We start from the raw sequence: 25,570 nt of genomic DNA on the forward strand, positions 1-25,570 counted from the left end.
CACCTCAGAGGACCGTGTATCCGAGTTCGATCGCGGCGGTCGCGATCCCGGCGTGCAATCCCGGGTGCGACAACGGCAGCGAGAGCTCCGGCCGCTCCGGCAGCGCATCCGCGCCGCGCTCGAACAACGCGACGCACGGCCCGCCGGCGAAGCGTCCCCGGTACGCGATTCCATCGATCTCCTCATAGGCCTGGTGAATGGCTCGCGACCATTCTTGCGCAATACGGTGCGGAGCCGAATCCAACGCGTATTGCGCCCCGGCCCGAGTCAACCATGCACCGCGTCCGATGCCGCCGACGTCGAGCAGTCGCACTTTGCGGGTGAACCGGGCCGCGGTCAGGTACGGCGAGCCGTGGAAGCGGTCGATGAGCCGCGTCTCCTGGAAGACCTCGGCCAGCGCTCCGCGCGGCTCGGCGGCGCCGTACCAGATCCCGTGTTCGGGGTGGATCCCCAGCGGTCGCGGCTGGTGGTCGAAGCGCAGGACCGGCCCCCACGTGCGCGGATAGTTCCACGGCAGCACGTTCTCGCCGGAACAGGCATGAACCCGCCAGACGATCTCCGACGGCAGGCCGATGACTTCTTCGCGCCGCAGCCCGAGACCTTTGAGTTCCTCGACGCTGGGCGGCCCGGTCAGACCGTCGCCCACGACGCCGCATCCACCAGGTCGAGCACGCGCTGCAGTTCCTCCTCGGAAACCGGTGCGCGACTCAGATAGTCGGCGATCGACTGTGCGTTGCCGTTGCGCCGCGTCAACGACGGTTGCGGCACGGTCAGGATCTTGTGCACTTCGAGCGGGTGGGAGTCCGGCCGCAACCGGGCGATCACCTCGTCCATATGCGGCACCACCCCGTGGGGGGTGAACTGCGCCGACGGCATCAGCCGCCGATCCCCCCACAGGAAGGACCACAGGGTCCGGGCCGCGATGCGCTGGCGCACCCGGGCCGTGGAGACGCCGAGGCGCTCGGCGACCTCGCTGACGGTCAACGATTCGGAGATGACCTGTTGCAACTGGACGTCGCGCTGCACGGTCATCACGGCGACCGCACCCGGCTTCTCGTGGAATCCGGCGTCGGAGAGCAGCTTCTCGTCGTGATACGAGACCGACGCGGTGGCCACCCCGGTGTCGGCGGCGAGGGTCTCCAACACGCCGACGAGCGCCGCGCGTTCGACGCTGAGCCCGGTGACGGCGTGGAGCGCGTCCTCGAACGCCAGCTCACCCGACAGATACCGCGTGATGGGCTCATAAGACGATGCCGACGTCATGCCGTTCCCCCTGGTCGAATCGCTATCGACTTACAGTAATTAACACGCTAGCACTCCTCACCACGGAATTCCGTGACGGCGCCGCCCAGGCCGCTGGCCCGGGCCACGCGACGGTCGACCGCGGCGCGCAGCCATTCGGCGGTCCCGACGATCCGCACGCGACGGCGGGCGCGGGTGATCGCCGTGTACAGCAGTTCACGGGTCAACAGCGCCGACTCGGCGGGCGGCAGGACCACCGTCACCACGTCGAATTGGCTGCCCTGGCTGCGATGGATGGTCATCGCCGCGGCCGGCACGGCGTCGGCCAGCTGCGACGGGTGCAGTCTGACGATCTCCCCGTGTTTGTCGAAGGCCACCACCACGTCGTCATTCGGGCCGTCGGATGCGTCGGCGGCGATGACGACGCCGGTGTCCCCGTTGTAGATGCCGATCCGACGGTCCGACGACGTCACCAGCAGGGGGTCGCCGACCTGCCACCTCCCCCGCCGCCGGGGTGCGTCGCGCCACGAGTCGACGGTCCGCGACCACCCGGCAACGCCGTAGCGGCCGTCCCGGTGGGCGCACAGTATCCGGTAGGAATCCAGCGCGGTGACCGTCGCGCGCGCGTCGCCGGCCGCACCCGCCGTCCGCAATCGTGTCAACCATCCGACGGTGTCGCGCGCGATGGCGTCGAGTTCCTCTGGCGCGACCAGCTCGATGTGCTCTGCGCCGTCGGCCTCGATCAACTCCAGCACCCGGTCGGCGTTCCCGGCGTTGACCGCTTCGGCGACGTCGCCGATCGCCGTGCCGTACCGGTAGCCCCAGCGCAGCGTGACCACCCCGTCGGCGAGCGCGATCTTCTCGGCATCGGAGAAGTCCGACGACGCCAATCCGGCCAGGTCGGCGAACCCCGCCGGTAGCGCGGCGGTCGACGACCGGGCCCGGTCGGTCAGGTCGCTGAGCACCGCGCCCGCCTCCACCGACACCAGTTGGTGGGGATCCCCGACGAGGATCAGTCGGGTGTCCGGGCGGACCGCCGCGAGCAGCAGACTCATCGCGGAGACGGACAGCATCGACGTCTCGTCGACCACCACCACGTCGTAGGGCAGCCGGTTGTGCGGCCCGTGCCGCACGGTTCCGTCGCGCCAAATCCCGAGCATCGCATGCACCGTCTGGGCCCGGGCCGCTTGCGCCTGCCCGCCGAGTTCGGCGGCCTGACGGTTCAACGAGGCCTGCAGCTGCGCCGCCGCACGGCCGGTCGGCGCGCACAGGCCGACGCGGATCGGGCCGGCGGCGATGCGTTCGAGCACGGCGAGGATGCGGGCCACCGTGTGCGTCTTGCCCGTTCCCGGGCCACCGACGAGCACCGTGGTCCAGGAGGTGGCGGCCAGCGCAGCCGCCGCCCGCTGCCGGTCGTAGGCCGGATGCTCCTGGCCGCCCGGCTCCCCTCCCGGCCTGTCGAAGACCGCGGCGATCGCCGCAGCCGCCGCCACGAGGTCGACCTCGGGCCTGGTCGATCCGCGGGCCTCGATCACCTGCCGGATCGTCCATTCCTGTTCAAAGTATTTGCGCAGGTAGACCAGTGGACGGCCATCGGAATAGGCCAGCGCGAGGGGGCGTAGCGGACCCAGTTTCCCGCCGACGACGAGAGCGCTCTTCCTCAGCGCATCGACCATCGCGTCGACCGACGGCCACGGCAGCGGGTTCGCCGGATCCGGGTCCAGCGCGGACACGTCGTCGAGCGCGACACAGATGGACCCGGTGCGCACGGCCCGCACGGCGAGAGCCGCGACCAGCAGCACGTGGTCCGCCGCGGCGTCATCCGACAGTGCCGCCAGTCGGCGCGCGACCTGCACGTCGGCGCTGGTCAACACCCCCGCCTCGTTGAACGGCCGCAGGAATCCGGTTTCGCCGACGGCGATGTCGGCGCCGCGGGGGTCCGGCTTCGCGCCGACGGCCTCGACTCCCGTGGTGCCGGTCATGAACGCACCCCGGCGAGGAGGTCGGACAGGTCGACGACGAGCCGGAACGGGACGTGCCAGGTGAAGACGCCGCAGCCCGCGGAGGTATCCGGGCCGACCATGCCCCGGACGAATTGGTACTGCACCGGCCCGAGATGGGTCTCCGGCGCATACCCGGGCAGCCGCCAGCGCAGATAGCGGTGCAACGCCACCGAGTAGAGCAGCGCCTGCAACGGATAGTGCGACGCCATCATCTCCGCGGCCATCGCCTCGGTGGAGAAGACCTCGGCGACCAGATCACCCGGCTGGATCCGGTTGGTCTTGTAGTCGACGATCACGAACTTCGGCTCACCGGCGCCGCGGATCCGCAGCACCGAGTCGATGCTGCCGGTGAGGAACCCGTGGAACCGTTCGTCGGAGACGACGGCCACCTCCTCGGCATAGGGACGCAGCGGATCGTCGGCGGGCAGGTGTCGGCGCATGAGTGCCGCGACCGACGCCAGATCGAAGCCGCCGTCGGCGTCGGCAAGCGGCAGCTCGAACTCCATCTCGCTGAGTCGGTCGGCCGGTTTGACCGACCACAGGTCCGCCGCGCCTCCCACACCCAAGCCCAGCGGCGTCGTCATCACCCCGATCAGCGCCCGCGCCAGCGCGTCCACGTCGACGTCGAAAGCCGAGCGCCGCGCCCCCACCTCGCAGAGCTCGCCGATGTGGGCCGACATGTCGGGCGCGTCGGTGTCGACGTATTCGAGGACCTCGTGGACCAGCGTGCCGAAGCGCGCGCCGAACGGCATCCCGTTCATCAACGACGGCGTGCCCGTCGGAATCGGGGCCGTGCCGTCGGCCTCGGTCTGATCGTCGGCGGGCTCGTCGAGAAGCTCGCCGTCGCGCACCACCCGCTCGTCGGGCTCGCTGCCCACCGTCGGCTCGGCGACCGCGACGGCGTGGGCCGCCTCGTGTGCCGCGCGCACGATCGACGAGTACGAACTGCGTCGATAGCCGGTGTCGATGCTCCGGCCGAACTCCGCGACCGACAATCCCTCGCCGTCGCCGCCGACCGGAGTCGGCGGATGCCAGCGCGGCTGCCGACCGTGCTCGCCGGCGTGTTCGACGACGATGCCCGGGTGGAAGCCGGCCACATCGCGCAGCACCGATTCCTCACGCGCATCGTCGAACAGCGGCACCGCGTCGGGGATGGGGAGGCGTCCTCCGGTGCGCGCCGCGGCGGCGCGCTCGACGGCGGTGAACAGGACGCGGTGCAGCGCGCCGCCAGGGGTGGTGGTGCTCGGCGACCACCAGGCCACCACCTGCGACCGCGCCCGGGTGAGCGCGACGTAGAGCAGGCGCAGCTCCTCACCGGCGGCCTCGGCCTCGGCCCGGCGGAAGCGCTCGTGATAGCCGGGGGCGGTCATCCCGCCGACGTCGAGGTGGCGCACCCCGTCGTCGTCGTGGAAGGTGAAGGTCTTCGGCTTCGACGGCCGCACCCCGTCCCAGCCGAAGGGGACGTACACGACCGGGAACTCCAGCCCCTTGCTCGCGTGCACCGTCATCAGCTGGACGGCGGCGGTGTCGCGGTCCAGGCGTCGAGTCTGGTTCGAGCGGCGCTGCCGGCCGGCGCTGTCGGCCACGCATTCGCCCAGCCAGGCGGTCAATCCGGTGAGTCCACAGCCGGTCTCGGCGACCTGTTCGCCCATCAGCGAGGCGATCTGCAGCAGGTCGGTGAGCAGGCGCTCCCCGTCTGCCAGCCGCAGGACGCGCTGGGCCACCCCGCGGTCGGCGACGATCTGCGACACCATCGCCGACGGACCGCCCGCGTCGAAAGTGTGCGCCCATCTGGCCAGGTCGGCGGCGAGGTCGCCGACCCCGGCCTCGCCACCCGCGTCCAGCTCGGCCGGGGTGCGCCCGAGTAGCGGCGTGATCGCGGCGAGCCGCACCCGTCGGGAGTCCGACGGCTTCTCGAGCGCGGCCAGGACATAGGCCCAGTAGCGCGCGGCATCGGTGGCGAAGACGCTCTGCCCACCGGCGACGACGGTGGCGATGCCGTGTGCGCCCAAGGCCCGTTGCAGCGGCTCGATGGTCTGGTTGGTCCGCAGGAGCACCGCGATATCCCCCGGCTCGATCGGCCTCCGCACCCCGTCGGCACCGACGATCCGGGCCGCCGAGGCGAGTGTCGCGGCGATGTCGTCGGCGACGTCGGCGATCACCCGCTCGCGGACGCCGGGCACGAGCGGTGTCGTACCGTCCTGGGTGTGCTTGGTGAAGTCCCGGCGAGTGAAGTACCGCAGGCGCACGGGTGGCGCGCCGACGATTCGGGGCTGCTCCCGACGGGCGCGCACCGGGTGTACCACGATGCGCTGATCACCCAACTCCGCGTCGACGAGGATCTTTCCCAACGCGTCGACCAGCGGGCCGTCCGAGCGCCAGTTGTCGGTGAGGCTGCGCTGCTCCTGCGCGGCCCGGGCTGCGGCGAGGTAGCTCAGCACCTCGGCGCCGCGGAAGGCGTAGATGGACTGCTTGGGATCACCGACGAGGATCATCGGCCGGTGGCCGTGGAAGCACCGGCGCAGGATCTCCCACTGCTGCGGATCGGTGTCCTGGAACTCGTCGACGAGGACCACGTCGTAGCGACCCCGGATCCGTTCGCAGGCCGCGGCCCCGACCTCCGGGTCGGTGATGGTCTCGTAGAGCCTCCCCTGCAGGTCGTCGTAGGTGCGGATGCGCGACCACCGCTTGCGCGTGCGCACCCGGTCGCGGACGGCGGTGGCGAAGCGCACCCAGGAGATCCCGCCCGCGGCGTTCTGGTCCACCGGGGCGAGCAGCGTGGCGGGGTTGCGCACCGCGTCGCGCGCGACGACCTCGGCGGCGGCGAACGGGAAGTCGTCGTCGGGTTGCCCGGCGAACCGCTGCAGGTAGAGGTCGCGCCCGGCCTCGCGCGCCAGGTCGTCGGCGTCCTCGACGAGCGCGTAGTGCTGGTCGCGCTCCCCCAGGAAGCCGAGCACCGAGAGCATCCGGTTGCAGAAGGTGTGCGTGGTGGCCATCGTCGCGGCGTCGAAGTCCGACAGCGCGGCCAGCAGGTTCTCGCGCCGCCGCTCCACCTCCGCGGCCGTTCCCCGCGCGAGCAGCGCCACCAACTCGTCGTCGGCCGATGGCGCCGCTTCGGCGTCGGCCAGCGCCTCGGCACACTCGCGCAGCCGGATACGGGTGCGGTCGCGCAGCTCCGTCGACGCGGCATTGGAGAAGGTCGCCATCAGGACCCGGGAGATCGGCGTGCCCTCGGCCACGAACCGCACCGCCAGCGCCGCGATGGCATAGGTCTTGCCGGTGCCCGCGCTCGCCTCCAGCACCAGGGTGCCGGCCGGCAATGGGTCGGCCAGGTCGAATGCGCGCGGGCTCACCTGGTCTCCTCCTGGCGGTTCAGGGGGGCGAACAGCAACAGTGCCGCGCGCAGGAACCCGGGCAGATCGCGGCTTCCGGTCCACGGCGTGTCGATGGCGAGATCGGCGGGGACCGAGCGCGCACAGTCGTCGAAGGTGACCGGTGCGTCGGGGTCGCCGGTCAACAGCAGCGACACCGCCGCGTTCTGCACGAAGCGGTCGTACTCGAAGCGGCTGCGAGCGCGGTTCATCGCGGAACCGGGGTCTCCGGAGTTGCCGTAGGTCTGCGACGCGGTCTCCGCGGCGTCCAGCGGCAGGGCGAACGGCGAGTTCAGGCCGGCGTCCCGCAGGGCGACGAGCGCGGCGAGAAGGTCGGCCGCATCGTCGACGGGGGTGTATCGGCGCACCGCGATGCCGTGCCCCTGACTTCCGATCACACACGCACCGGCGACCGAATCGGATGCCCCCGCGGCGAGCGCGAGCAGCGAAATCCAGGTCTCCAGGCGCTGTTTGGCGCGGATCGACGAGTACGTCACGGTCACCAGGCCGTTGTCGTACACATCCGGCACGGTGCCGTACAGGCGCCGCCCGCCGGGTAGGTCGACGCGGATGTCGACGGTCCGCGCGGCCCCGGACCGCTCGACCACGGCCCGTTCGGCCAACGCCTGCGCCTTCGCCGAGACCGGCGACAGCGCCTGCATGCCGAGTTGGAAGGGCGGCAGCGTGCCGCGACGGAATTCCGCGGCGCGGGCGTCGGCCGGGTCCGCGCCCCGCAGCAGCGCGGTCAGCAGCCGGTTCCCGACGCCCCAGCGCTCCAGCCCGTCGAGGTCCACCGACAGCTGATCGGGCGCCGATTCCGCCGGGCGCGGGACCGCGATCCCCAGGCGCTGCCGGATGAACCCGTCGGCCGGGTTGACCAGGAAGGCCACCAGATCGGCGAGGTCGACGTCACCGGTCGGGCGCGGCGGCAGATCGCCGGCCATCGTCGGCCACGGGTCGCCGCCACCGCGGCCGGCCGCCACCGCGGCCAGCGCCCGCGCCCCGGGCAGCAGCGTCCGGTCGTACGAGAACGGCTGCGCGCCTTGGAAATTCGGCACGTCGAAGGCATGCAGGGTGTGCGACGTCACCGCCGCCGCGGCCACCTCGGGACCGGCCAGGGCCGTCACCGAGTCCAGCAGCTCGCTCACCACCACCGACGGCGGCACCGGGGAGCCGTTGATCGGATCGGCGCCGGTGTAGAAGACCAGCAGGTGGTCGCGGGCCGCGGTGATCGCGTCGAGGAAGGCCTGTCGGTCCTCGTCGCGCGCGCTGCGCTCCCCGACCAGCGGGGCGACGGCGAGGATGTCGTCCCCATCGACCCACTGGGTGCGCGGGAACGCCTCGCCGTCCATGCCCAGCAGGATGATCGCCCGATGCGGCACCGAGCGCATCGGCACCATCGAACAGACGGTGAGTTCCCCGGTGCAGAAGTTCGAGCGGGTCGGCGTCGCCGCCACCAGGTCTTCGATCAGGTCGCGCACATCCGACGGGCTGAGCGTGAGTTCGCCGGTCAGCGAGTCGCGCACCAACCGCACCGCCTGTGCCCGCTGCCATTCCGATTCCCGGTCCGTGTCGGTGAGCAGGTCGACGGCGTCGGTGAGGAGTTCCGCCCAGTCCCGGCCGGAACGGGAATCGCCGATCGCCGCGAACAACGCACCGACGCGGTCGACGTACTCGGCGAAGCGGCCGACGGTCTCCGTGTCGCTGGAGTCGATCCCGCCCAGCGGCAACGCGGTGCCCAGCCATTGGCCGTCGGACTCGTCGGCGGCCACCGACAGCAGTATCCGGTTCACGCCGGCCTCGGCGGTGCCCTGCGGAAAGCCGGCCAGACCGTAGCGGCGGCGCTGCACTGCGTCGACCCCCCATCGGATATTGGCGCGCTCGGCCCAGGTCGCGAGGCTGTCCAACTCGTCGTCGGTGAATCCGAACCGGCGCCGGACGGGCGGCGTCGCGGCCAGGTCGAGGAGTTCGCTGACGGTGACCCGGCCGACGCCGAGCGCGATCACCCGCAGCAGCACGTCGAGTACGTCGTTCGTGGCGAGAAGCCCCCGGTCGGCCAGCCGGACCCGTAGGCCGGCCGCCTTGTGCGGCGCGCCCTCCGACGAGAAGGCACCGTTGATCAGGGGCGCGAAGTCCTCGATGTCCGGACACATGACGAGCACGTCGCGCGGTTCCAGCGTCGGGTCGTCGTCGAACAGCCGGAGCAGCCGCTCGCGCAGCACCTCGACCTGCCTGTCGCGGCCGTGGCAGGAGTGGAATTCCAGCGAGGTGTCGGCCCGCAGCCCGACCGCCGCCGTCGCGGTATCGGTCCGCAACGCCGTCTGCAGCGCACCCAGCAACGTGCTCGGTGTTCCGTCGGCGGCGGCGTGGTACTCGTCGTGGTCGATCGTCGCGCCGAGGGATTCCTGCAGTTCCTGCACGTCGCGCGACAGGCTGGCGAGCAGCGCATTGGACAGCCGGGGTGCGGCGCGCCGAGCGCGCGGGCGCGGTCCGGGGGCGGGCGCTGCAGCGACGGTGCTCCACAACTGCGGGCTGGGATGCGGGAGGTACAGGCCGACGTCGCGGTGGCGCGCGATCCCGTCGAGCAGTTCCCGGAGCATCTGCGGGATCCGCGTCGGGCCGAAGATCGAGAGCCGCTCCGGCAGGTCCACCCGATCGGGTTCCTCGCGCAGGGCGCCGAGCACCTCCGGCAGGATCTCCGCGAGATGCGGCCCGCCGACGTCGTCGCGGACCCTCCGCCACAGCAGCGGCTGCCAGCGCTGCGACTCGTCGAGCGCGACCTCATCACCGTCGACGCGGGCGCCGCTCACGTCGTCGCCGCGCGCCCACGCCGCGACCATCTGCGGACGCTGCCAGCCGTACGCGGCGAAGAGCCGGGCGATGGTCGTGGCCGTCGCCAGTCTGCGCCCCGCCCACTCGTCGTCGCCGGCCGCCTCGAGATGGCGCGCCAGCATCGTCAACGCCGGATCGGCCAGCGAGTCGTCCAGCGCGGCGAGCACCGACCACAGCAGGTCATCCGCCTGCCACGCCTGCGCGTCGACCCCGTGCGCCGCAGTCAGCGGATCGGTGACCCGGGACAGTAGTCGCGCGGCGGTCAGGAAGTCGATGTTCGCGGCAATGCCGTCACCGGTGCCACCGCTGCCGAGCGAAACGGCCAATTGCTGGGCCAGCCACCGCTCGACCCCGTGCGCGGCCACCGCCACGACCTCCGGCCGCATCGGATCGGCCAGCGGTGCGGCCATTGTCGCCGCCAGCACCTCGACCAGGGTGTCGGCGCGCTCGGCGCGGTGGACTGTCAGCATCACCGGGATAGTAGCGCCGTCCCCCGACAGCACCGTCGCCGCCGCGAATTAGGCTGCCAAGGGTGACCACAACTGCCGATGTCTTCGAAATCCCGCTTCGCTGGGGCGATATGGACGCACTCGCACACGTCAACAACGTGCAGATCGCCCGGCTCTTCGAGCAGGCGCGGGTGGAGGCCTTCCACCGCTGGTTCGGAGAGCAGCGCCGCGGGATCCACCTGCTGGTGGCGAGGCAGGAGATCGAGTACCGCGCGATCCTGCACTACTCCCCCGAACCCGTGCGCATCCACTGCTCGATCAGCAACCTCGGGCGCTCCTCTTTCGAATTCGGCTACGAGCTGCGCGACGCGAAGGGCACCGTGTGCGCGCTTGCCGAGACCACGGTCGTGACCATGAACTCCGCGGGGTCGACCGAACCGGTTTCCGACGCGATCCGCGCGATCCTCGACGAGCATCGGGGCGATCCGGTCGAGTTCCGCCGGCGCCGCGCACACTGATCCGTTTTCTATCCGACTCCCCGCGTGGCTCGTCGCTCACGGGCGCCGGAGCCGTTAGAGTTCCCACGTGATCATCGACACGGCGCGCCTGTGGTTGCGCCCCGTGCTTCTCGACGATGCCCCGGCCATGGTCGCCCTCGATGCCGACCCGCGGGTCATGCGTTTCGTCAACGGTGGGTCGCCGACGCCCCGGGCGCAGATCGTCGACTGGACGATCCCCCGCGCCCGCGCCGAGTACACCGCCCACGGGACCGGTATCCGCACCCTGATCCTCAAGGACACCGCGGAGTTCGCCGGGTGGATCGAGTTGCGACGGCCGCGACACAGCAGCCGGACCGAACTGGAGCTCTCCTACCGCCTGCCGCACCACCTCTGGGGTCGCGGCCTCGCGACGGAGGCGGCCATCGCGATCCTCCGCGCGGCGTTCACCGAGCACCGCGCCCAGCGCGTCTTCGCCGGCACCTCGCCGCAGAACGCCGCGTCGCGCAAGGTGCTGCAGAAGATCGGGATGCGCCGGGTGCCCACCCTGCTCGACGACGACTACGAGGTCGAGTACGAGGTGCTGCGCCACCACTGGGAGATGCACACCGCGACCACGTCGCGCATCGACCTCGTGACGGCGGCGGGCGTCGACACCGCTGCGACGACCCGGCGCGGCGCCGTCGTCGGGCGTCATCGCCTGCCCGACGCGCTAGCCGGGGCATGAGGCGATAAGGTCTGGGGGTGACCACGAGTGACACCGCAACCAGCCCCGCCCGCCACCGCGTCGTCATCATCGGCTCCGGATTCGGCGGGCTTTTCGCAGCGCAACGACTCAAGAAGGCCGACGTCGACGTCACGTTGATCGCGCGCACCACCCACCACCTGTTCCAGCCGATGCTGTACCAGGTCGCGACGGGAATCGTGTCCGAGGGCGAGATCGCCCCCGCCACGCGGATCATCCTGCGCGACCAGCGCAACTCGCAGGTCCTCCTGGGTGACGTCTTCGAGATCGACGTCAACGCGCAGACCGTCACGTCGCGACTGCTCGAGCGCGTGACCGTGACTCCCTACGACAGTCTGATCATCGCCGCCGGCGCCGATCAGTCCTACTTCGGCCACGACGAGTTCGCCGAGTACGCGCCCGGTATGAAGACGATCGACCACGCGTTGGAATTGCGCGGACGCATCCTCGGCGCCTTCGAGCAGGCCGAGCTCTCCGACGACCCGGCCGAGCGCGAGAAGCTGCTCACCTTCGTCGTCGTCGGCGCGGGTGCCACCGGCGTCGAGATGGCCGGGCAGATCGCCGAGATGGCCGACCGGACGCTCAAGGGCGCCTTCCGCCACATCGATCCGACGAAGGCGCGCGTGATCCTGCTCGACGCGGCGCCGGCCGTCCTCGCTCCCTACGGCCCCAAACTGAGCGCCAAGGCGCAGCGGCGCCTGGAGAAGCTCGGCGTCGAGATCCAGCTCAACGCGATGGTCACCAACCTCGACTACGACGGCCTCGAGGTGAAAGACTCCGACGGCACCGTCCGCCGCATCGAGGCCCAGTGCAAGGTGTGGTCGGCCGGCGTGCAGGCCAGCTCGCTGGGCAAGGTCCTCGCCGAGCAGACCGGCGTCGAACTCGACCGTGCCGGGCGGGTCAAGGTCGGCCCCGATCTCACCGTCCCCGATCACCCCAACGTTTTCGTCGTCGGCGACATGATGGCCGTCGACGGGGTGCCCGGCGTCGCACAGGGGGCCATCCAGGGCGGGCGCTACGCCGCCGACGCGATCAAGGCCGAACTGCGCGGCCAGACCCCCGACCAGCGCAAACCCTTCTCCTACTTCGACAAGGGCTCGATGGCCACCATCTCGCGCTATGCCGCGGTGATGCAGGTCCCGATCCCGTTCACCAAGAAGAAGTTCGAGACCGAGGGCTATTTCGCGTGGCTCGGCTGGCTGATGCTGCACCTAGTGTACCTGGTCGGCTTCCGCAACCGCCTCAACACCTTCATCAACTGGTTCTTCGCGTTCACCACGCGCGGACGCACCCAGCTGGCGGTCACCGAGCAGCAGGTCTACGCCCGCACCGCGATGGGCGCGCTGTCCGAGCTCGAACGGCGCGAGGCCGAGGAGATCCAGGAGAAGATGGCCCGCGCCCAGCGCAGACAGGGCGCGTAGTCGCCTATCTGACGCCTATGCCGAGGTTTACTGTCACTATGCCGCAGTAGACCTCGGCACAGTGCATTTCGGGCAGGGTTTGAACACCCCTTTCCAGCCCAGATCGGTCAGCAACTGTGCGATCTTCTCAGCAGTCACGCAGGGACGCTCCACCACCTGACCCCAACCGATCCTCTGTGACTGCAGGCTCGCGTACACCGCGGCGTCGAGGTCGCGCTCCAGATCCGCGTCGCGCGACCGAGCGTCGTCGTGGCCGAACCGTCCATCCAGCTCGATGATAAGTCCAGCCTCCTCGTACAGCACGTCACGAAAGCCGTGGCGTCCCACCGTCGTCGGCGCTTGCCGACGCCCCTTGGGCAAGCCGTGCGGCCGCTCGACATCAGCGAGATAGCGATGCTCGAGTACTGAACACGTTCCGCCGGCAATGTCGCCGAGCAACCCGTCGAGGAATGCTCGACGTCGGCAGCGTTCCCGCGACGCCATCGCTTCGCGAATGCGAGCCGGCGTCGTCGTACGCTCCCGGACCACCTCAGCAAGCACCGCGATTGCTCCCATCTCGGACTCCGCCGCCGCAGCAACATCCAACGCCGCATGCTCGATCCGTACGTGCGGCGGGTTTCGGTGCCGCGCCACCCGCTCGTCCAGCTGCGCATACCGATGCACCCTGACACCGGACAGACGTGGGGCGAACGCCTTCCTGTCGATCGCGACGTGAATCGCACCGGCCGGCGGACGTATACCCATCAGGCAGAGCACCGACTCGTGACTGAGCACGGCCCCCGGGACGGCGAGCACCGCGACCCACGCCCATTGCCGCCACGAGGCAGTACCAGTGTGGGTCAGATACACGCCCGAGCTCATCCGCACCCACTCCCGACGGTGCAGTTTCCGTCGCACCTCCCCCTCGGTGAGGCCACAGTTCAGAGCCTGCTGCCGTGTGATCACGCCATCTTGGGTGAACAGAACACCGGCGATCCGCTCATCATCGAACACGTTGCTGGCCATGCCGCTCAGTGTCGCCGACGCCATCCCTCACCCGCCGCGGTCAAACCCACGACGACGCCCGCCCTGTGGACAGCGGCGAACTGTTGGCAACCGCCGATAACAATCGCCAACGTTCGCCTACGCCGAGGTTTGCTGTCGCCATAGCGCAGTAAACCTCGGCATAACCCCCTTCGACGAGCCGCTCAGATGTTCTGCAGGCGCACGCGCCCCTGGGCCAGCAGGGTGCCGTCTTCGAGGGTCATGTCGACCTGCCACAGCTGCTGGCGCTTGCCCCGGTGGATCGGCACCGACCGCGCGACGATCGTTCCCTCCGGCACCGACTTGATGAAATCGGTGCTGTTGTTCACGCCGACGGCGCTGCCGCCGATCCCGGTCTCCTGCAGCCACAGGAAGCCGGAGATGCTGGCGACGCTCTCGGCGATGGCACAGTAGACACCGCCGTGGACAATGCCGAACGGCTGGTGATGATTGGGCGTGATCGGCATCCGGGCCACGACGCCGTCGCCGGTCCCCTCCTCGATCTCCATGCCAAGATGGGCGTCGAGTCCGGTCGGGCGCTGCGGGTCCTCGCGCAAGAGCTGCTTCTTCTCCGTCATATCGACAGGCTAACCCCGGGCCGTTCCGCCGGGGTGGTGTGAATCGGTGGGAATACAGCGGCAGGCCCCACGTTCTCCTACTACGTGGGGCCTGCCGTGCCGTGGATCGGGGGTCTCTGCAGCCCTCAGGACACTCGCGCGATCAGCGTAATTAGTAATGTAGGCTAGCCTTACCTAGTTGTCAAATCGCCTCGCAAAGAACCCGCGAAACGCGTCAGGAGCACCAGTGACCACAACGATCGACACCCGTCCCACTCCCACGCAAAGCACCCGTTCGCGAATCGGTAGTATGAAAAGGATGAATGCGTTGGGCGATCTCGAACGGGCGGTCATGGACGCGCTCTGGGACTCGACTGCCCCGCAAACCGTGCGCCAGGTCCACGAATCCCTCAATCAATCCCGGCAGCTCGCCTACACGACCGTCATGACCGTGCTTCAGCGACTGGCGAAGAAGGGTCTCGTCACCCAGATCCGCGACGACCGGGCGCACAAGTACCAGGCGGCCCACCATCGCGAAGACCTGGTGGCCAGCCTGATGGTCGACGTCCTCGACTCCGCCGACGCCCCCGGATCCCGCGAGGCGGCGCTCGTCTCCTTCGTCGGCCAGGTCAGTGCCGACGAGGCCGAGGCGTTGCGCTCCGCACTCGACGCCCTCGCCGTCAGTGAGGCGCGCCGCACCGAGAAACGCACCGATCCGACGTGACCGCGGTCGCGTTCGGCCTCCTGTGCCTGCTGCTCGTCGGCCCCGTGCCCGAGTTGCTCTCACGCGCACGATGGCCCATGCGCGCTCCGCGGGCGGCAATCGCACTGTGGCAGGCCATCGCGCTGGCCGCCGTCCTCTCCGCCTTCAGCGCCGGACTGGCGATCGCCGCCAACCTCCTGCGCCCCGGCCCCGACGGCACCCCGACGACCAGCATCACCGCCGAGATCGACCGACTCGGTTGGCCGCTCTGGCTGCTCTCGGTCGGCGCCCTCGCCGCGACCCTGCTGGTCGGCGCCCGACTCGTCGTCACGACGATCCGCGTCGGCGTCCGGACCCGCGCGCGGCGATCGATGCACCGCCGCCTCGTCGACCTCACCGCCACTCTGGACGAACCCGTCGTCTGCGACGACCACCCGCTGCGGGCGCGCTACGTGCGCCGCCTGGCCGTCGACCATCCCCTCGCCTACTGCCTCCCCGGGCGCCAACGCCGCGTCGTGGTGACCGACGGGGCGGTGGAGCGCCTCTCCGACGACGAGCTGCGCGCCGTGCTCGCCCACGAGCGCGCGCATCTGCGGGCGCGCCACGACCTGGTGATCGAGGCCTTCATCGCGCTGCAGGCCGCCTTCCCCCGATTCGTCCGCAGCAAATCCGCACTCGGGGCGGTCGAACTCCTCGCCGAGGCCCTCGCCGACGACCAGGCCGTCGCCAGGACCAGCCCGACGACGCTCGCCCGCGCGCTCGTCGCCGTTTCGGACTCCAGCGCACCGGTCGGCGCGCTCGCCGCCGGCGGCTCCACCACGGTCGCCCGCATCAACCGTCTGGCCGTGCCGAACTCCTCCTGGACGGCCCTGCTGGCCTATGCCGCGGCCGCCACCGTCCTGGTCGTCCCGACGATCGCCGTCGCCGTCCCGTGGCTCGTCGAGTTGTCGCGGATCCTCGGCGGCTAAGCTGACATCCATGACTTCTTCCTCGTCCGGCGCTCAAATCGGGGTCACCGGCCTCGCCGTCATGGGTTCGAACATCGCCCGCAACTTCGCCCGCAACGGCTATACCGTTGCGCTGCACAACCGATCGATCGCCAAGACCGACGCCCTGATCGCCGACCACGGGGGCGACGGCGACTTCATCCGCACCGAGACGATGGCGGAGTTCGCGGCCGCTCTCGAGCGCCCGCGCCGCGCTCTGATCATGGTGCAGGCCGGCGACGCGACCGACTCGGTCATCGAGGAGCTCGCCGCGGTCTTCGAACCGGGCGACATCATCATCGACGGCGGCAACGCGCTCTACACCGACACGATCCGCCGCGAGGCCAGCCTGGCCGAGCGCGGTCTGCTGTTCATCGGCGCCGGCATCTCCGGCGGCGAAGAGGGCGCCTTGCTGGGCCCCGCGATCATGCCCGGCGGCCCCGCCGAGTCGTACCGGGCAGTCGGCCCGATGCTGGAGAAGGTCGCCGCCCAGGTCGACGGCGAGCCGTGCTGCACGCACATCGGCCCCGACGGCAGCGGCCACTTCGTCAAGATGGTGCACAACGGCATCGAGTACGCCGACATGCAGCTCATCGGCGAGGCCTACGACCTGATGCGCAAGGTGCTCGACCTGCCCGTCGAGAAGATCGCCGACGTGTTCCGCGAGTGGAACGGCACCGAACTCGCCAGTTACCTCATCGAGATCACCGCCGACGTGCTCGCCCAGGTCGACGCGAAGACCGGCAAGCCGCTCGTCGACGTCATCGTCGACGAGGCCGGTCAGAAGGGCACCGGCCGTTGGACGGTGAAGTCGGCCCTGGACCTGGGCATCCCGGTGACCGGGATCGCCGAGGCCGTGTTCGCCCGCGCCCTCTCCAGTTCCCGCGCACAGCGCGACGCCGCGCAGGGCCTGGCCGCCGGCAACCTGGCCGCCGCCCCGACCGACGCCGCGGCCTTCATCGACGACATCAAGGCGGCGCTGTACGCCTCGAAGGTCGTCGCATACGCCCAGGGCTTCGACCAGATCGCCGCCGGCAGCCGCGAATACGGCTGGAACGTCGACCCCGGCGCCCTCGCCACGATCTGGCGCGGCGGCTGCATCATCCGGGCCCAGTTCCTCAACCGCATCCGCGAGGCCTATGCCGCGGACCCGGAGCTGCCCAGCCTGCTGCTGGCGCCGTACTTCCGCGAAGCCGTCGAATCCGGCATCGACGCCTGGCGCCGGGTCGTCGCGACCGCGGCCACGATGGGCGTGCCGGTGCCGGCCTTCGGCTCGTCGCTGTCCTACTACGACGCACTGCGCGCCGAGCGACTCCCCGCGGCACTGACCCAGGGGCTGCGCGACTACTTCGGCGCCCACACCTACCGCCGGATCGACGCCGACGGGAGCTTCCACACCCTGTGGAGCGGCGACCGCTCCGAAGTGACCGCCTGACCCCGACCCAAGGACGCCGATGCGTTTCCACGCCGGGCACCGCCCGGATTACGACCTGACCTACGACGACGTCTTCATCATCCCGAACCGGTCCGACGTGACGTCGCGGTTCGACGTGGACATGAGCACCGTCGACGGCAGCGGGACGACCATCCCCATCGTCGTGGCGAACATGACCGCGGTCGCCGGGCGGCGGATGGCCGAGACGGTGGCCCGCCGCGGCGGGTTGGTCGTCCTGCCGCAGGACCTGCCCATCGCGGCGGCCACCGAGCAGATCGGATATGTGAAGTCGCGCGACCTCGTCGCCGACACCCCGGTGATCCTCTCCCCGGAGGACTCGGTCGCCGACGCCGCGGCGCTGCTCACCAAGCGGGCCCACGGCGCGGCCGTCGTCGTGGACGCCGCGGGCACTCCGCTCGGCGTGGTTTCCGCGGCCGACTGTGCCGGCGTCGACCGGTTCAGCCGGGTCCGCACCGTGCTCGACACCCACTTCACCGTGCTGCCGGCCGGGACCGACCCGCGCGCGGTGTTCGACGCCCTGGTCGAGCACAACGCCGAGCTGGCGGTCCTGGTCGACCAGGCGGGACTCCTGGTCGGCGTCCTGACCCGGGTCGCCGCCCTGCGCGCCGGGATCTACTCCCCCGCGGTCGACTCGTCGGGTCGGCTGCGCGTCGCCGCGGCCGTCGGCATCAACGGCGACGTGGTGGCCCGCGCGGAGGAACTCGCGGCCGCCGGTGCCGACGCCCTGGTCATCGACACCGCCCACGGCCACCAGGAGAAGATGATCGCCGCACTGCGGGCGGTCGCCGCGGCGGACCTGGGCCTCCCGCTGGTCGCCGGGAACGTCGTCTCGGCGGTCGGCACCCGCGACCTGGTCGAAGCCGGTGCCACCATCGTCAAGGTCGGCGTCGGCCCGGGTGCCATGTGTACGACCCGCATGGTCACCGGTGTCGGGCGCCCCCAGTTCTCCGCGGTGGTCGAATGCGCGGCCGCCGCCCGTGAACTCGGTGCGCACGTGTGGGCCGACGGCGGCGTGCGCCACCCGCGCGACGTGGCCCTGGCCATCGCCGCCGGTGCGTCCAACGTCATGATCGGGTCCTGGTTCGCCGGGACCTACGAGTCGCCGGGGGAACTGCTCGCCGACGAGCACGGCCACTACAAGGAGAGCTTCGGGATGGCGTCCAAACGAGCTGTCGCCGCCCGCTCGGCCGACGACGCCGCCTATGACCGGGCACGCAAGTCGCTGTTCGAGGAGGGAATCTCCAGCTCGCGCATCCGCGTCGACCCGGTGCGGCCCAGCGTCGAGGATTTGATCGACCACATCTGCTCGGGCGTCCGCTCCACCGCGACCTACACCGGTGCCCGCACGTTGGCCGACCTGCACGAGAAGGTCGTCCTCGGCATCCAGTCGGCGGCCGGATTCGCCGAGGGCCGACCGCTGCCGGGCGGGTGGTGAGCGGGTGGACTGGGCCGACATAGCCACGACCACCGCGGCCGTGGTCGGATTCCTGGCGCTAACGGTCGGCACCGCGGTCTTCGTGGCCGCCGAGTTCTCGCTGACCGCCCTGGAGCGCTCCACGATCGCCGACGACGTCGCCACCCGCGGCGACCTGCGCTCCCGACAGGTGGAGCGCGCGCACCGAACCCTCTCGTTCCAGTTGTCCGGTGCCCAACTGGGCATCACCATGACGACCCTGATCACCGGTTACCTGGCCGAACCGGTGTTGGCCCGGTTCATCGACCCGGCGCTGCACGCGATGCACATCCCCGACGGTTGGCACCGCGGCCTGTCCACCGCCCTCGCGCTGATCCTCGCCACCTCGCTGTCGATGGTGTTGGGCGAGCTGGTCCCCAAGAACCTGGCCATCGCAGCCCCGTTGACCACGGCCCGTCTCACCGCCGCGCCGATGGTCGCGTTCTCGACGGTGTTCCGATGGGCCATCAACGGACTCAACGGGACGGCGAATTGGCTGGTCCGCCGCCTCGGCGTCGAGCCTGCCGAGGAATTGGCCTCGGCGCGTTCCCCCCAGGAACTCGCCTCTCTCGTGCGCAATTCGGCGCGGCACGGGGCGATCGACGCCGACACCGCCGAACTCGTCGACCGGTCGCTGCGCTTCGGCGACCTGACCGCGGAGGATCTGATGACCCCCCGCGTGCGCGTGACGACCCTGGGCCCCGACGACACCGTCGACGACCTGGTCCGGGTGGCCGCCGATACCGGCCACAGCCGCTTCCCGGTGTGCCACGAGGGCGACCTGGACAACCTGATCGGCGTCGTCCACATCAAGCAGGCCTTCTCCGTGCCGCATCGCGAGTTGCGCACCACCCGTCTGGGCACCCTGGTCTGGCCGGTCGCGACCGTTCCGGCGAGTCTCGACGGCGACGCCGTCGTCGAACAACTCGCCTCCGGCGGGCTCGAGGTCTGCGTCGTGATCGACGAATACGGCGGGACCGCCGGCATCGTCACCACCGAGGACGTGATCGAGGAGATCGTCGGGGCGGTGACCGACGAGCACGACGACGAGAACGAGGAGGTGACCGCCGACGGCGACGGCTTCCTGTGCTCCGGTCTGCTGCGCCTCGACGAGGTCGAGGACGCAACCGGGTTGCGTGCCGCCGAAGGCGCCTACGACACGCTGGGCGGACTGGTGATGTTCCTGCTCGGGCGGATCCCGGCCGTCGGCGACGAGGTCGTCGTCGATTCCCTCGCGCGCAACTCCGACGACGAGGAGGATCCCGGCCATTCGGCGGATCGCCCCGGCCCCGAACGGTGGTCGGCGCGGGTCACCGCGATGGACGGACGCCGGATCGACGCCGTGTCGTTGCAGCCGCTGCCCGTGTCCGACTCCGACGACGCGGGAGGCCGACGATGAGCGACTGGGTGGGCCTGCTCCTGACCGTGGCCCTGTTGGCGGCCAACGCGTTCTTCGTCGCCGCCGAGTTCTCCCTGATCTCGGCCCGGCGCGACCGTCTCGAGGCACTGGTGGACGACGGCTACGCCCGCGCCCGCACCGTCATCCGTGCCTCCGAGCAGCTCACGGTGATGTTGGCCGGCGCACAGCTGGGCATCACGATCTGCTCGATCCTGCTCGGCCGGGTCGGCGAGCCGGCCATCGCGCATCTGCTGGAGAAGCCGCTGGACTGGGCGTCGGTGCCGCACGCCCTGCTGCACCCGATCAGCTTCACCGTCGCCCTGACCCTCGTCGTCATCCTGCACATCCTGCTCGGCGAGATGGTCCCCAAGAACATCGCGCTGGCCGGGCCGGAGCGCTCCGCCATGCTCCTCGTGCCGATCCACCTGCTGTTCGTGCGCCTCACACGACCCGTCCTGGCCGGATACAACTGGCTGGCGAACCTGGTGCTGCGGGCCGTCGGCGTCACCCCGCGCGACGAACTCGACTCGACGGTCTCGCAGAACGAACTGGCGGTCATGATCGGCGACTCCCGCGACGAGGGGCTCCTCGACGACGAGGAGCACCAACGCCTGACCCGCGCCCTGGCCAGCGTCGGGCGCACCATCGCCGACGTGATGATCCCGCTGGACCGGGTCCGGTGGGTCGATGCCGCCCCCGGTCAGACCGGCCCCACCCTCGCCGCCGTGGAGGAGGCGGTCGCCGCCACCGGCTACTCGCGCTTCCCGGTGCGCCTGCCCGACGGCCAGGCGAGCGGCTATCTGCACCTCAAGGACGTCCTGGGGGTGATCGCCGACGACCGGCGCGGCCCGGACACCATCATCAGCGCCGAGCAGATCCGACCGCTGCCGGTGCTCTCCGCGGCGACCATGCTCGACGACGCGATGACCGACATGCGGCGCACCAGTTCGCACCTGGGAGCCGTCGTCGACGAGACCGGCACCACGGTCGGGTTGGTCGCCCTGGCCGACCTGGTGGAGGATCTGCTGGGCACGGTGCGCGACGCGACGCACCAGGTCTGACCGTGCGACGCGTCCCAGCGCCGCAGTGGCAGGCCGCGGCCGACGCGCACCGCGCACGGATCGACGCCCTGATCGGCGACTACCTGCATGACCGCAGGCACGGCGGGACCCATCCCGTCGTCGACTTCCTGTTCACCTACTACCCGTATCCGCCTGCCCAGCTGCGCCGCTGGCATCCGGGGTTCGGCGTGATCCTCGACGACCCGGACTCCCCCTCCGTTCCGGGGGCACCGCATCCCTATGCGGGGTTGCGCGGGTACGAGCGGGTCGTCGGCGGCGCACGGGTCGGCGACGACTATCTGCGCCAACGCGAACGCACGGTGCGCACCACCCGCGCCCTGCTCGACGCCACCGCGTCCCGCCCGGCCCGCTTCGGCTGCTTCGGACTGCACGAGTGGGCGATGGTCTACCGGACCGACGCGCCGCGCCACCGTCTCCCGCTCCGCCTCGGCGCCGACGGCACCGACGCCGTCGTCGAGGTCAACCACCTCGTCTGCACCCATTTCGACGCCTTCCGCTTCTTCACCGACCCGGCCCGCGGGCGCAACGTCGTCGAACTCACCAGGGAACGCCAACTCGCGCACGAACAGCCGGGCTGCGTCCACGCGACGATGGACCTCTACCGGGTCACCGCGAAACTGTCGCCGCTCCTGCACTCGCGGCTGGTGGCCGAGTCCTTCGAACTCGCCCATCGGGCGCGGGAGATCGACATGCGGGCCAGCCCGTACGACCTGACCTCGCTCGGCTATGCGCCCATCCGAATCGAGACCAGGGAGGGACGGGCCGAATACGTGCGCGAGCAGCAGGCGCTGACCGCCGACGGATCGGCGCTGCGGGCCCGACTGCTGGCCCGGCTCGACGCTTTGATCGCGCAGCTCCAGGGCTCGTCAGGGGCAATCGTCGACCCGCCCGGCGGAATGACGGCCTCGCTCGAATAACCGCTTTACGGGGGAGTAACATTGATGCCGCTGTTGCCCTGATAACCAGGGAAAACAATGCTAGATATATCCAATACGAAAGGCTGACATGTCTGATCGCGTCACCGTCCACGGACTCCAGGTCTCCCCGGTCCTCTACGACTTCGTCAACAACGAGGCGTTGCCCGGCACCGGTGTAGACCAAGACGCGTTCTGGGCCGGGGCCGCGGCCGTCATCGGCGAATTCGCCCCGCGCAACCGCGAGCTCCTCGCGGTCCGCGAAGACCTGCAGGCCAAGATCGACCAGTGGCACCGCGACCACCCGGCCGCCGACGGCAAGGTCGACTTCGCCGCCTACAAAGACTTCCTCACCGAGATCGGCTACCTGGTCGCCCCGCCGGAGGACTTCGAGATCAGCACCTCCGGGGTGGACACCGAGATCTCCGAGACCGCCGGCCCGCAGCTGGTCGTCCCGATCCTCAACGCCCGGTTCGCGCTCAACGCCGCGAACGCCCGCTGGGGTTCGCTGTACGACGCCCTCTACGGCACCGACGTGATCTCCGAGGCCGACGGCGCCGAGAAGGGCAAGTCGTACAACAAGGTGCGCGGCGACAAGGTCATCGCCTACGCCAAGAAGTTCCTCGACACCGCCGTGCCGCTGGAGCAGGGCAGCCACGCCGACGCCACCAAGTACGTGATCGACGGGGACCGGGTCAACGTCGTTCTGGGCGATGACACCCAGGTCACCACCTTCGCCGATCCGGATGCCTTCGTCGGCTACCGTGGCGACGCCCTCGCCCCGTCGTCGATCCTGCTGCGCCACCACGGGCTGCACGTCGACATCCTCATCGACCCGACCTCGCCGATCGGCTCCACCGACAAGGCGGGCGTCTCCGACGTCGTGCTGGAATCGGCGATCACCACGATCATGGACTTCGAGGACTCGGTCGCGGCCGTCGACGCCGACGACAAGGTGATCGGCTACCGCAACTGGCTCGGCCTCAACCGCGGCGACCTCGCCGAAGAGGTCGCGAAGGGCGGCAAGACCTTCACCCGCACGCTGAACCCGAACCGGAGCTACACCGCGCCCGACGGTTCGCAGCTGGAGCTGCACGGCCGCTCACTGCTGTTCGTCCGCAACGTCGGCCACCTGATGACCAACCCGGCCATCCTCGACGCCGACGGCAACGAGGTGCCCGAGGGCATTATCGATGCCCTGGTCACCGGCCTGATCGGCAAGCACGGACTCTCCGCCGACGGTCTGCAGAACTCGCGCACCGGATCGATCTACATCGTGAAGCCGAAGATGCACGGCCCCGACGAGGTGGCCTTCACCAGCGACCTCTTCGGCGCGGTGGAGAAGGTCATCGGCGTCCCGGCCACCACGATGAAGGTCGGCATCATGGACGAGGAGCGCCGCACCACGGCCAACCTCAAGGCCGCGATCCGCTCCGCACAGGACCGCGTCGTCTTCATCAACACCGGCTTCCTCGACCGCACCGGCGACGAGATCCACACCTCGATGGAGGCCGGGCCGATGGTGCGCAAGGGCGCCATGAAGTCGCAGACCTGGATCAAGGCCTACGAGGACAACAACGTCGACGTCGGTCTGGCCGCCGGACTGCAGCACAAGGCGCAGATCGGCAAGGGCATGTGGGCCATGACCGATCTGATGGCCGACATGGTCGAGCAGAAGATCGGCCAGCCCAAGGCCGGTGCCACGACCGCCTGGGTGCCGTCGCCGACCGCCGCGACCCTGCACGCCATGCACTACCACGAGGTCGACGTCTTCACGGTTCAGGACGAGATCGCCAAGCGCGCCCCGGCGCCGCTCGACGACATCCTCACCATCCCACTCGCCCCGAAGACCGACTGGTCCGACGAGGAGAAGCGCGAGGAGCTCGACAACAACTGCCAGTCGATCCTGGGCTACGTGGTCCGTTGGATCGACCACGGCGTCGGCTGCTCCAAGGTGCCCGACATCCACGACGTCGCCCTCATGGAGGACCGTGCGACCCTGCGCATCTCCAGCCAGCTCCTGGCGAACTGGATCCGGCACGGCGTCGTGAGCGCCGACGACGTGGTGGCGTCGCTGGAGCGCATGGCGCCGGTGGTCGACCGCCAGAACGCGGACGACCCGGACTACCGGCCGATGGCCCCGGACTTCGACTCCAACATCGCGTTCGGCGCGGCCAAGGAGCTGATCCTGTCCGGCGCCCAGCAGCCGAGCGGCTACACCGAGCCGATCCTGCACCGTCGTCGCCGCGAGTTCAAAGCGGCCAATGGGGCGTAGGTCGGCCACGCCGGGTCGCGGCCGGCCCCTGTTGGTCGCGATCCTGGTCGCCCTCCTCGTCGCCGGACTCGGGGTCAGTTGGTTCCAGGTCCGCGACCGGGTCGACCGCCAGGCCGATCAGGCGGCTTCGGCCTGTGTCGCGGGGAAGGCCGTCGTCCCGATCGCGGCGAGCCCCGACATCGCCGAGACGCTCGCCGAGATCGCCCGCCGGTACAACGCGACGCACCCGGTGGTCCGCGACCATTGCCTGACGGTCCAGGTACGACCCGTCGACGGGCGGGCGGCGTTGGCCGGCCTGCGGGGCACATGGGATGTCAAGGTCCTGGGCCCGCAACCGGCGGCCTGGATCCCTCAGTCGTCGGTATGGTCCGCCGAGCTCCTGAGCGACCGCCCGGCCACCGCCGAGGGGGCGCCGGATTCCCTGGTCACCTCTCCGGTCGTGCTCGCCGTCGACGCAGCATTCGCGGCCAAGGCCGGGACCAAGCTCTCCTGGGCGCGGCTCCCCGGTCTGGCCAAGCGCCGCGACGCGATGGCCGAGTTCGGTCTGCCCGCGTGGGGTGCGCTGCGGTTGGCGATGCCGACCGGGCCCGCCTCGGATGCGACCGCGCTGGCCGCGCAGGCCGTCGCCGCACAGTCGAACCCGCCGGCCGACGCGCTCACCGGCACCAAGGCGAAGTCGCCTGCGGCCGCCGCGGCGATCGAGGCGGTGCTCGCCGCGGCTCCCCCGGCGCGCAGCGCGGCGGGCGTCGTGGCCGAGATGGGCACCGGCGATCCGCGGCGCGGCATCCACGCGGTGCCGATCACCGAGCAGCAGTTGTTCGCCCTCACCCGCGAGGGCGACCTGGCCCAGAAGGTGCGCGCGTACTCACCCGCCGGACCGACCCCGATCGCCGACTATCCCGTCGTCCGGCTGTCCGACGAATCGGTGTCCGCCGTGGAATCCGACGGCGCGGCGCAGTTCATCGATTTCGCACGGTCGCCGCGGCAGGTGGCGCTGCTGGTGGCGCGCGGCTACCGGGCCGGCGACGCGACGCTGCCGCAGGGCAATGCCGCGGTCGCCTTCGGCCCAGTGCGCGACCCGCGCCTGACCGCCGAACCCGCTGCGGTCGCCGCCGTCAACCGCCTGGTGTTCAAGCGCTAGGTCGGCCAAGCCGCCCCCGTC

The 25,570-nt window shown here is 70.5% G+C and carries 19 protein-coding genes; 12 read left to right on the top strand and 7 right to left on the bottom strand.

Annotated elements, in window-relative coordinates; genetic code table 11:
- Positions 1 to 4: 4 nt before the first annotated feature.
- Genes HUN08_RS09320 through recC form a run of 5 tightly spaced genes read right to left on the bottom strand, consistent with a single transcriptional unit; the run spans position 5 to position 9,918 of the window.
- Entirely contained in the window at positions 5 to 646 is a 642-nt protein-coding gene (locus HUN08_RS09320; RefSeq protein ID WP_124246447.1) for an RES family NAD+ phosphorylase, read from the bottom strand.
- Positions 631 to 1,263 (bottom strand): hypothetical protein, encoded by a 633-nt coding sequence (locus HUN08_RS09325; RefSeq protein ID WP_124246448.1) that lies wholly within the window; start codon positions 1,261 to 1,263, stop codon positions 631 to 633. Before HUN08_RS09325 ends, HUN08_RS09320 begins: the two co-directional genes overlap by 16 nt.
- A gap of 47 nt (positions 1,264 to 1,310) precedes the next feature.
- On the bottom strand, positions 1,311 to 3,224 hold the full coding sequence (gene recD, locus HUN08_RS09330) for an exodeoxyribonuclease V subunit alpha (protein ID WP_124246449.1): 1,914 nt from the start codon (positions 3,222 to 3,224) through the stop codon (positions 1,311 to 1,313).
- Complete coding sequence (locus HUN08_RS09335) at positions 3,221 to 6,598, bottom strand: UvrD-helicase domain-containing protein (protein WP_124246450.1); 3,378 nt, start codon at positions 6,596 to 6,598, stop codon at positions 3,221 to 3,223. Before HUN08_RS09335 ends, recD begins: the two co-directional genes overlap by 4 nt.
- A complete protein-coding gene (gene recC, locus HUN08_RS09340) occupies positions 6,595 to 9,918 on the bottom strand; it encodes an exodeoxyribonuclease V subunit gamma (RefSeq protein ID WP_124246451.1) in 3,324 nt (1,107 codons plus the stop codon). Before recC ends, HUN08_RS09335 begins: the two co-directional genes overlap by 4 nt.
- Before the next feature lie 62 nt (positions 9,919 to 9,980).
- Here recC and HUN08_RS09345 point away from each other — a divergent pair, with 62 nt between their 5' ends.
- The 3 genes from HUN08_RS09345 to HUN08_RS09355 all read left to right on the top strand — a co-directional run bounded on the left by HUN08_RS09345 (position 9,981) and on the right by HUN08_RS09355 (position 12,560).
- Entirely contained in the window at positions 9,981 to 10,415 is a 435-nt protein-coding gene (locus tag HUN08_RS09345; protein WP_124246452.1) for a thioesterase family protein, read from the top strand.
- 67 nt (positions 10,416 to 10,482) lie between these two features.
- Positions 10,483 to 11,121: a GNAT family N-acetyltransferase gene (locus HUN08_RS09350; protein WP_124246453.1), complete on the top strand. Its 639-nt coding sequence runs from the start codon at positions 10,483 to 10,485 to the stop codon at positions 11,119 to 11,121.
- A gap of 17 nt (positions 11,122 to 11,138) precedes the next feature.
- Positions 11,139 to 12,560: an NAD(P)/FAD-dependent oxidoreductase gene (locus tag HUN08_RS09355; protein ID WP_124246454.1), complete on the top strand. Its 1,422-nt coding sequence runs from the start codon at positions 11,139 to 11,141 to the stop codon at positions 12,558 to 12,560.
- Between the two features lie 36 nt (positions 12,561 to 12,596).
- Here the strand turns inward: HUN08_RS09355 and HUN08_RS09360 are convergent, their stop codons facing one another.
- Both HUN08_RS09360 and HUN08_RS09365 read right to left on the bottom strand, forming a co-directional pair.
- On the bottom strand, positions 12,597 to 13,565 hold the full coding sequence (locus tag HUN08_RS09360; RefSeq protein WP_124246455.1) for a hypothetical protein: 969 nt from the start codon (positions 13,563 to 13,565) through the stop codon (positions 12,597 to 12,599).
- Positions 13,566 to 13,747: 182 nt separating this feature from the next.
- Positions 13,748 to 14,161 (bottom strand): PaaI family thioesterase, encoded by a 414-nt coding sequence (locus HUN08_RS09365; RefSeq protein WP_124246456.1) that lies wholly within the window; start codon positions 14,159 to 14,161, stop codon positions 13,748 to 13,750.
- Positions 14,162 to 14,450: 289 nt separating this feature from the next.
- On the opposite strand from HUN08_RS09365, the gene HUN08_RS09370 reads away from it, so the two are divergent.
- From HUN08_RS09370 to HUN08_RS09410, 9 genes are all read left to right on the top strand, one after another.
- A complete protein-coding gene (locus HUN08_RS09370) occupies positions 14,451 to 14,864 on the top strand; it encodes a BlaI/MecI/CopY family transcriptional regulator (RefSeq protein ID WP_124246457.1) in 414 nt (137 codons plus the stop codon).
- The gene (locus HUN08_RS09375; protein WP_124246458.1) at positions 14,861 to 15,811 is read left to right on the top strand and encodes a M56 family metallopeptidase; all 951 of its coding nucleotides are present in this window, start codon (positions 14,861 to 14,863) and stop codon (positions 15,809 to 15,811) included. Before HUN08_RS09370 ends, HUN08_RS09375 begins: the two co-directional genes overlap by 4 nt.
- 10 nt (positions 15,812 to 15,821) lie before the next feature.
- Positions 15,822 to 17,264: an NADP-dependent phosphogluconate dehydrogenase gene (gene gndA / locus HUN08_RS09380; RefSeq protein WP_124246459.1), complete on the top strand. Its 1,443-nt coding sequence runs from the start codon at positions 15,822 to 15,824 to the stop codon at positions 17,262 to 17,264.
- 19 nt (positions 17,265 to 17,283) lie between these two features.
- Positions 17,284 to 18,720: a GuaB1 family IMP dehydrogenase-related protein gene (locus HUN08_RS09385; RefSeq protein ID WP_124246460.1), complete on the top strand. Its 1,437-nt coding sequence runs from the start codon at positions 17,284 to 17,286 to the stop codon at positions 18,718 to 18,720.
- Positions 18,721 to 18,724: 4 nt separating this feature from the next.
- Complete coding sequence (locus HUN08_RS09390; protein ID WP_124246461.1) at positions 18,725 to 20,137, top strand: hemolysin family protein; 1,413 nt, start codon at positions 18,725 to 18,727, stop codon at positions 20,135 to 20,137.
- Complete coding sequence (locus HUN08_RS09395) at positions 20,134 to 21,198, top strand: hemolysin family protein (RefSeq protein ID WP_124246462.1); 1,065 nt, start codon at positions 20,134 to 20,136, stop codon at positions 21,196 to 21,198. The genes HUN08_RS09390 and HUN08_RS09395 overlap by 4 nt, the downstream gene beginning before the upstream one ends.
- A 2-nt stretch (positions 21,199 to 21,200) precedes the next feature.
- Entirely contained in the window at positions 21,201 to 22,136 is a 936-nt protein-coding gene (locus HUN08_RS09400; RefSeq protein ID WP_301546654.1) for a 3-methyladenine DNA glycosylase, read from the top strand.
- 88 nt (positions 22,137 to 22,224) lie between these two features.
- Positions 22,225 to 24,408, top strand: a complete 2,184-nt coding sequence (locus tag HUN08_RS09405; RefSeq protein ID WP_124246463.1) for a malate synthase G — start codon at positions 22,225 to 22,227, stop codon at positions 24,406 to 24,408.
- A complete protein-coding gene (locus HUN08_RS09410) occupies positions 24,398 to 25,549 on the top strand; it encodes a hypothetical protein (RefSeq protein WP_124246464.1) in 1,152 nt (383 codons plus the stop codon). The genes HUN08_RS09405 and HUN08_RS09410 overlap by 11 nt, the downstream gene beginning before the upstream one ends.
- Positions 25,550 to 25,570: the final 21 nt, after the last annotated feature.

The sequence above is a fragment of the Gordonia sp. X0973 genome, from assembly GCF_013348785.1.
GTDB lineage: Bacteria > Actinomycetota > Actinomycetes > Mycobacteriales > Mycobacteriaceae > Gordonia.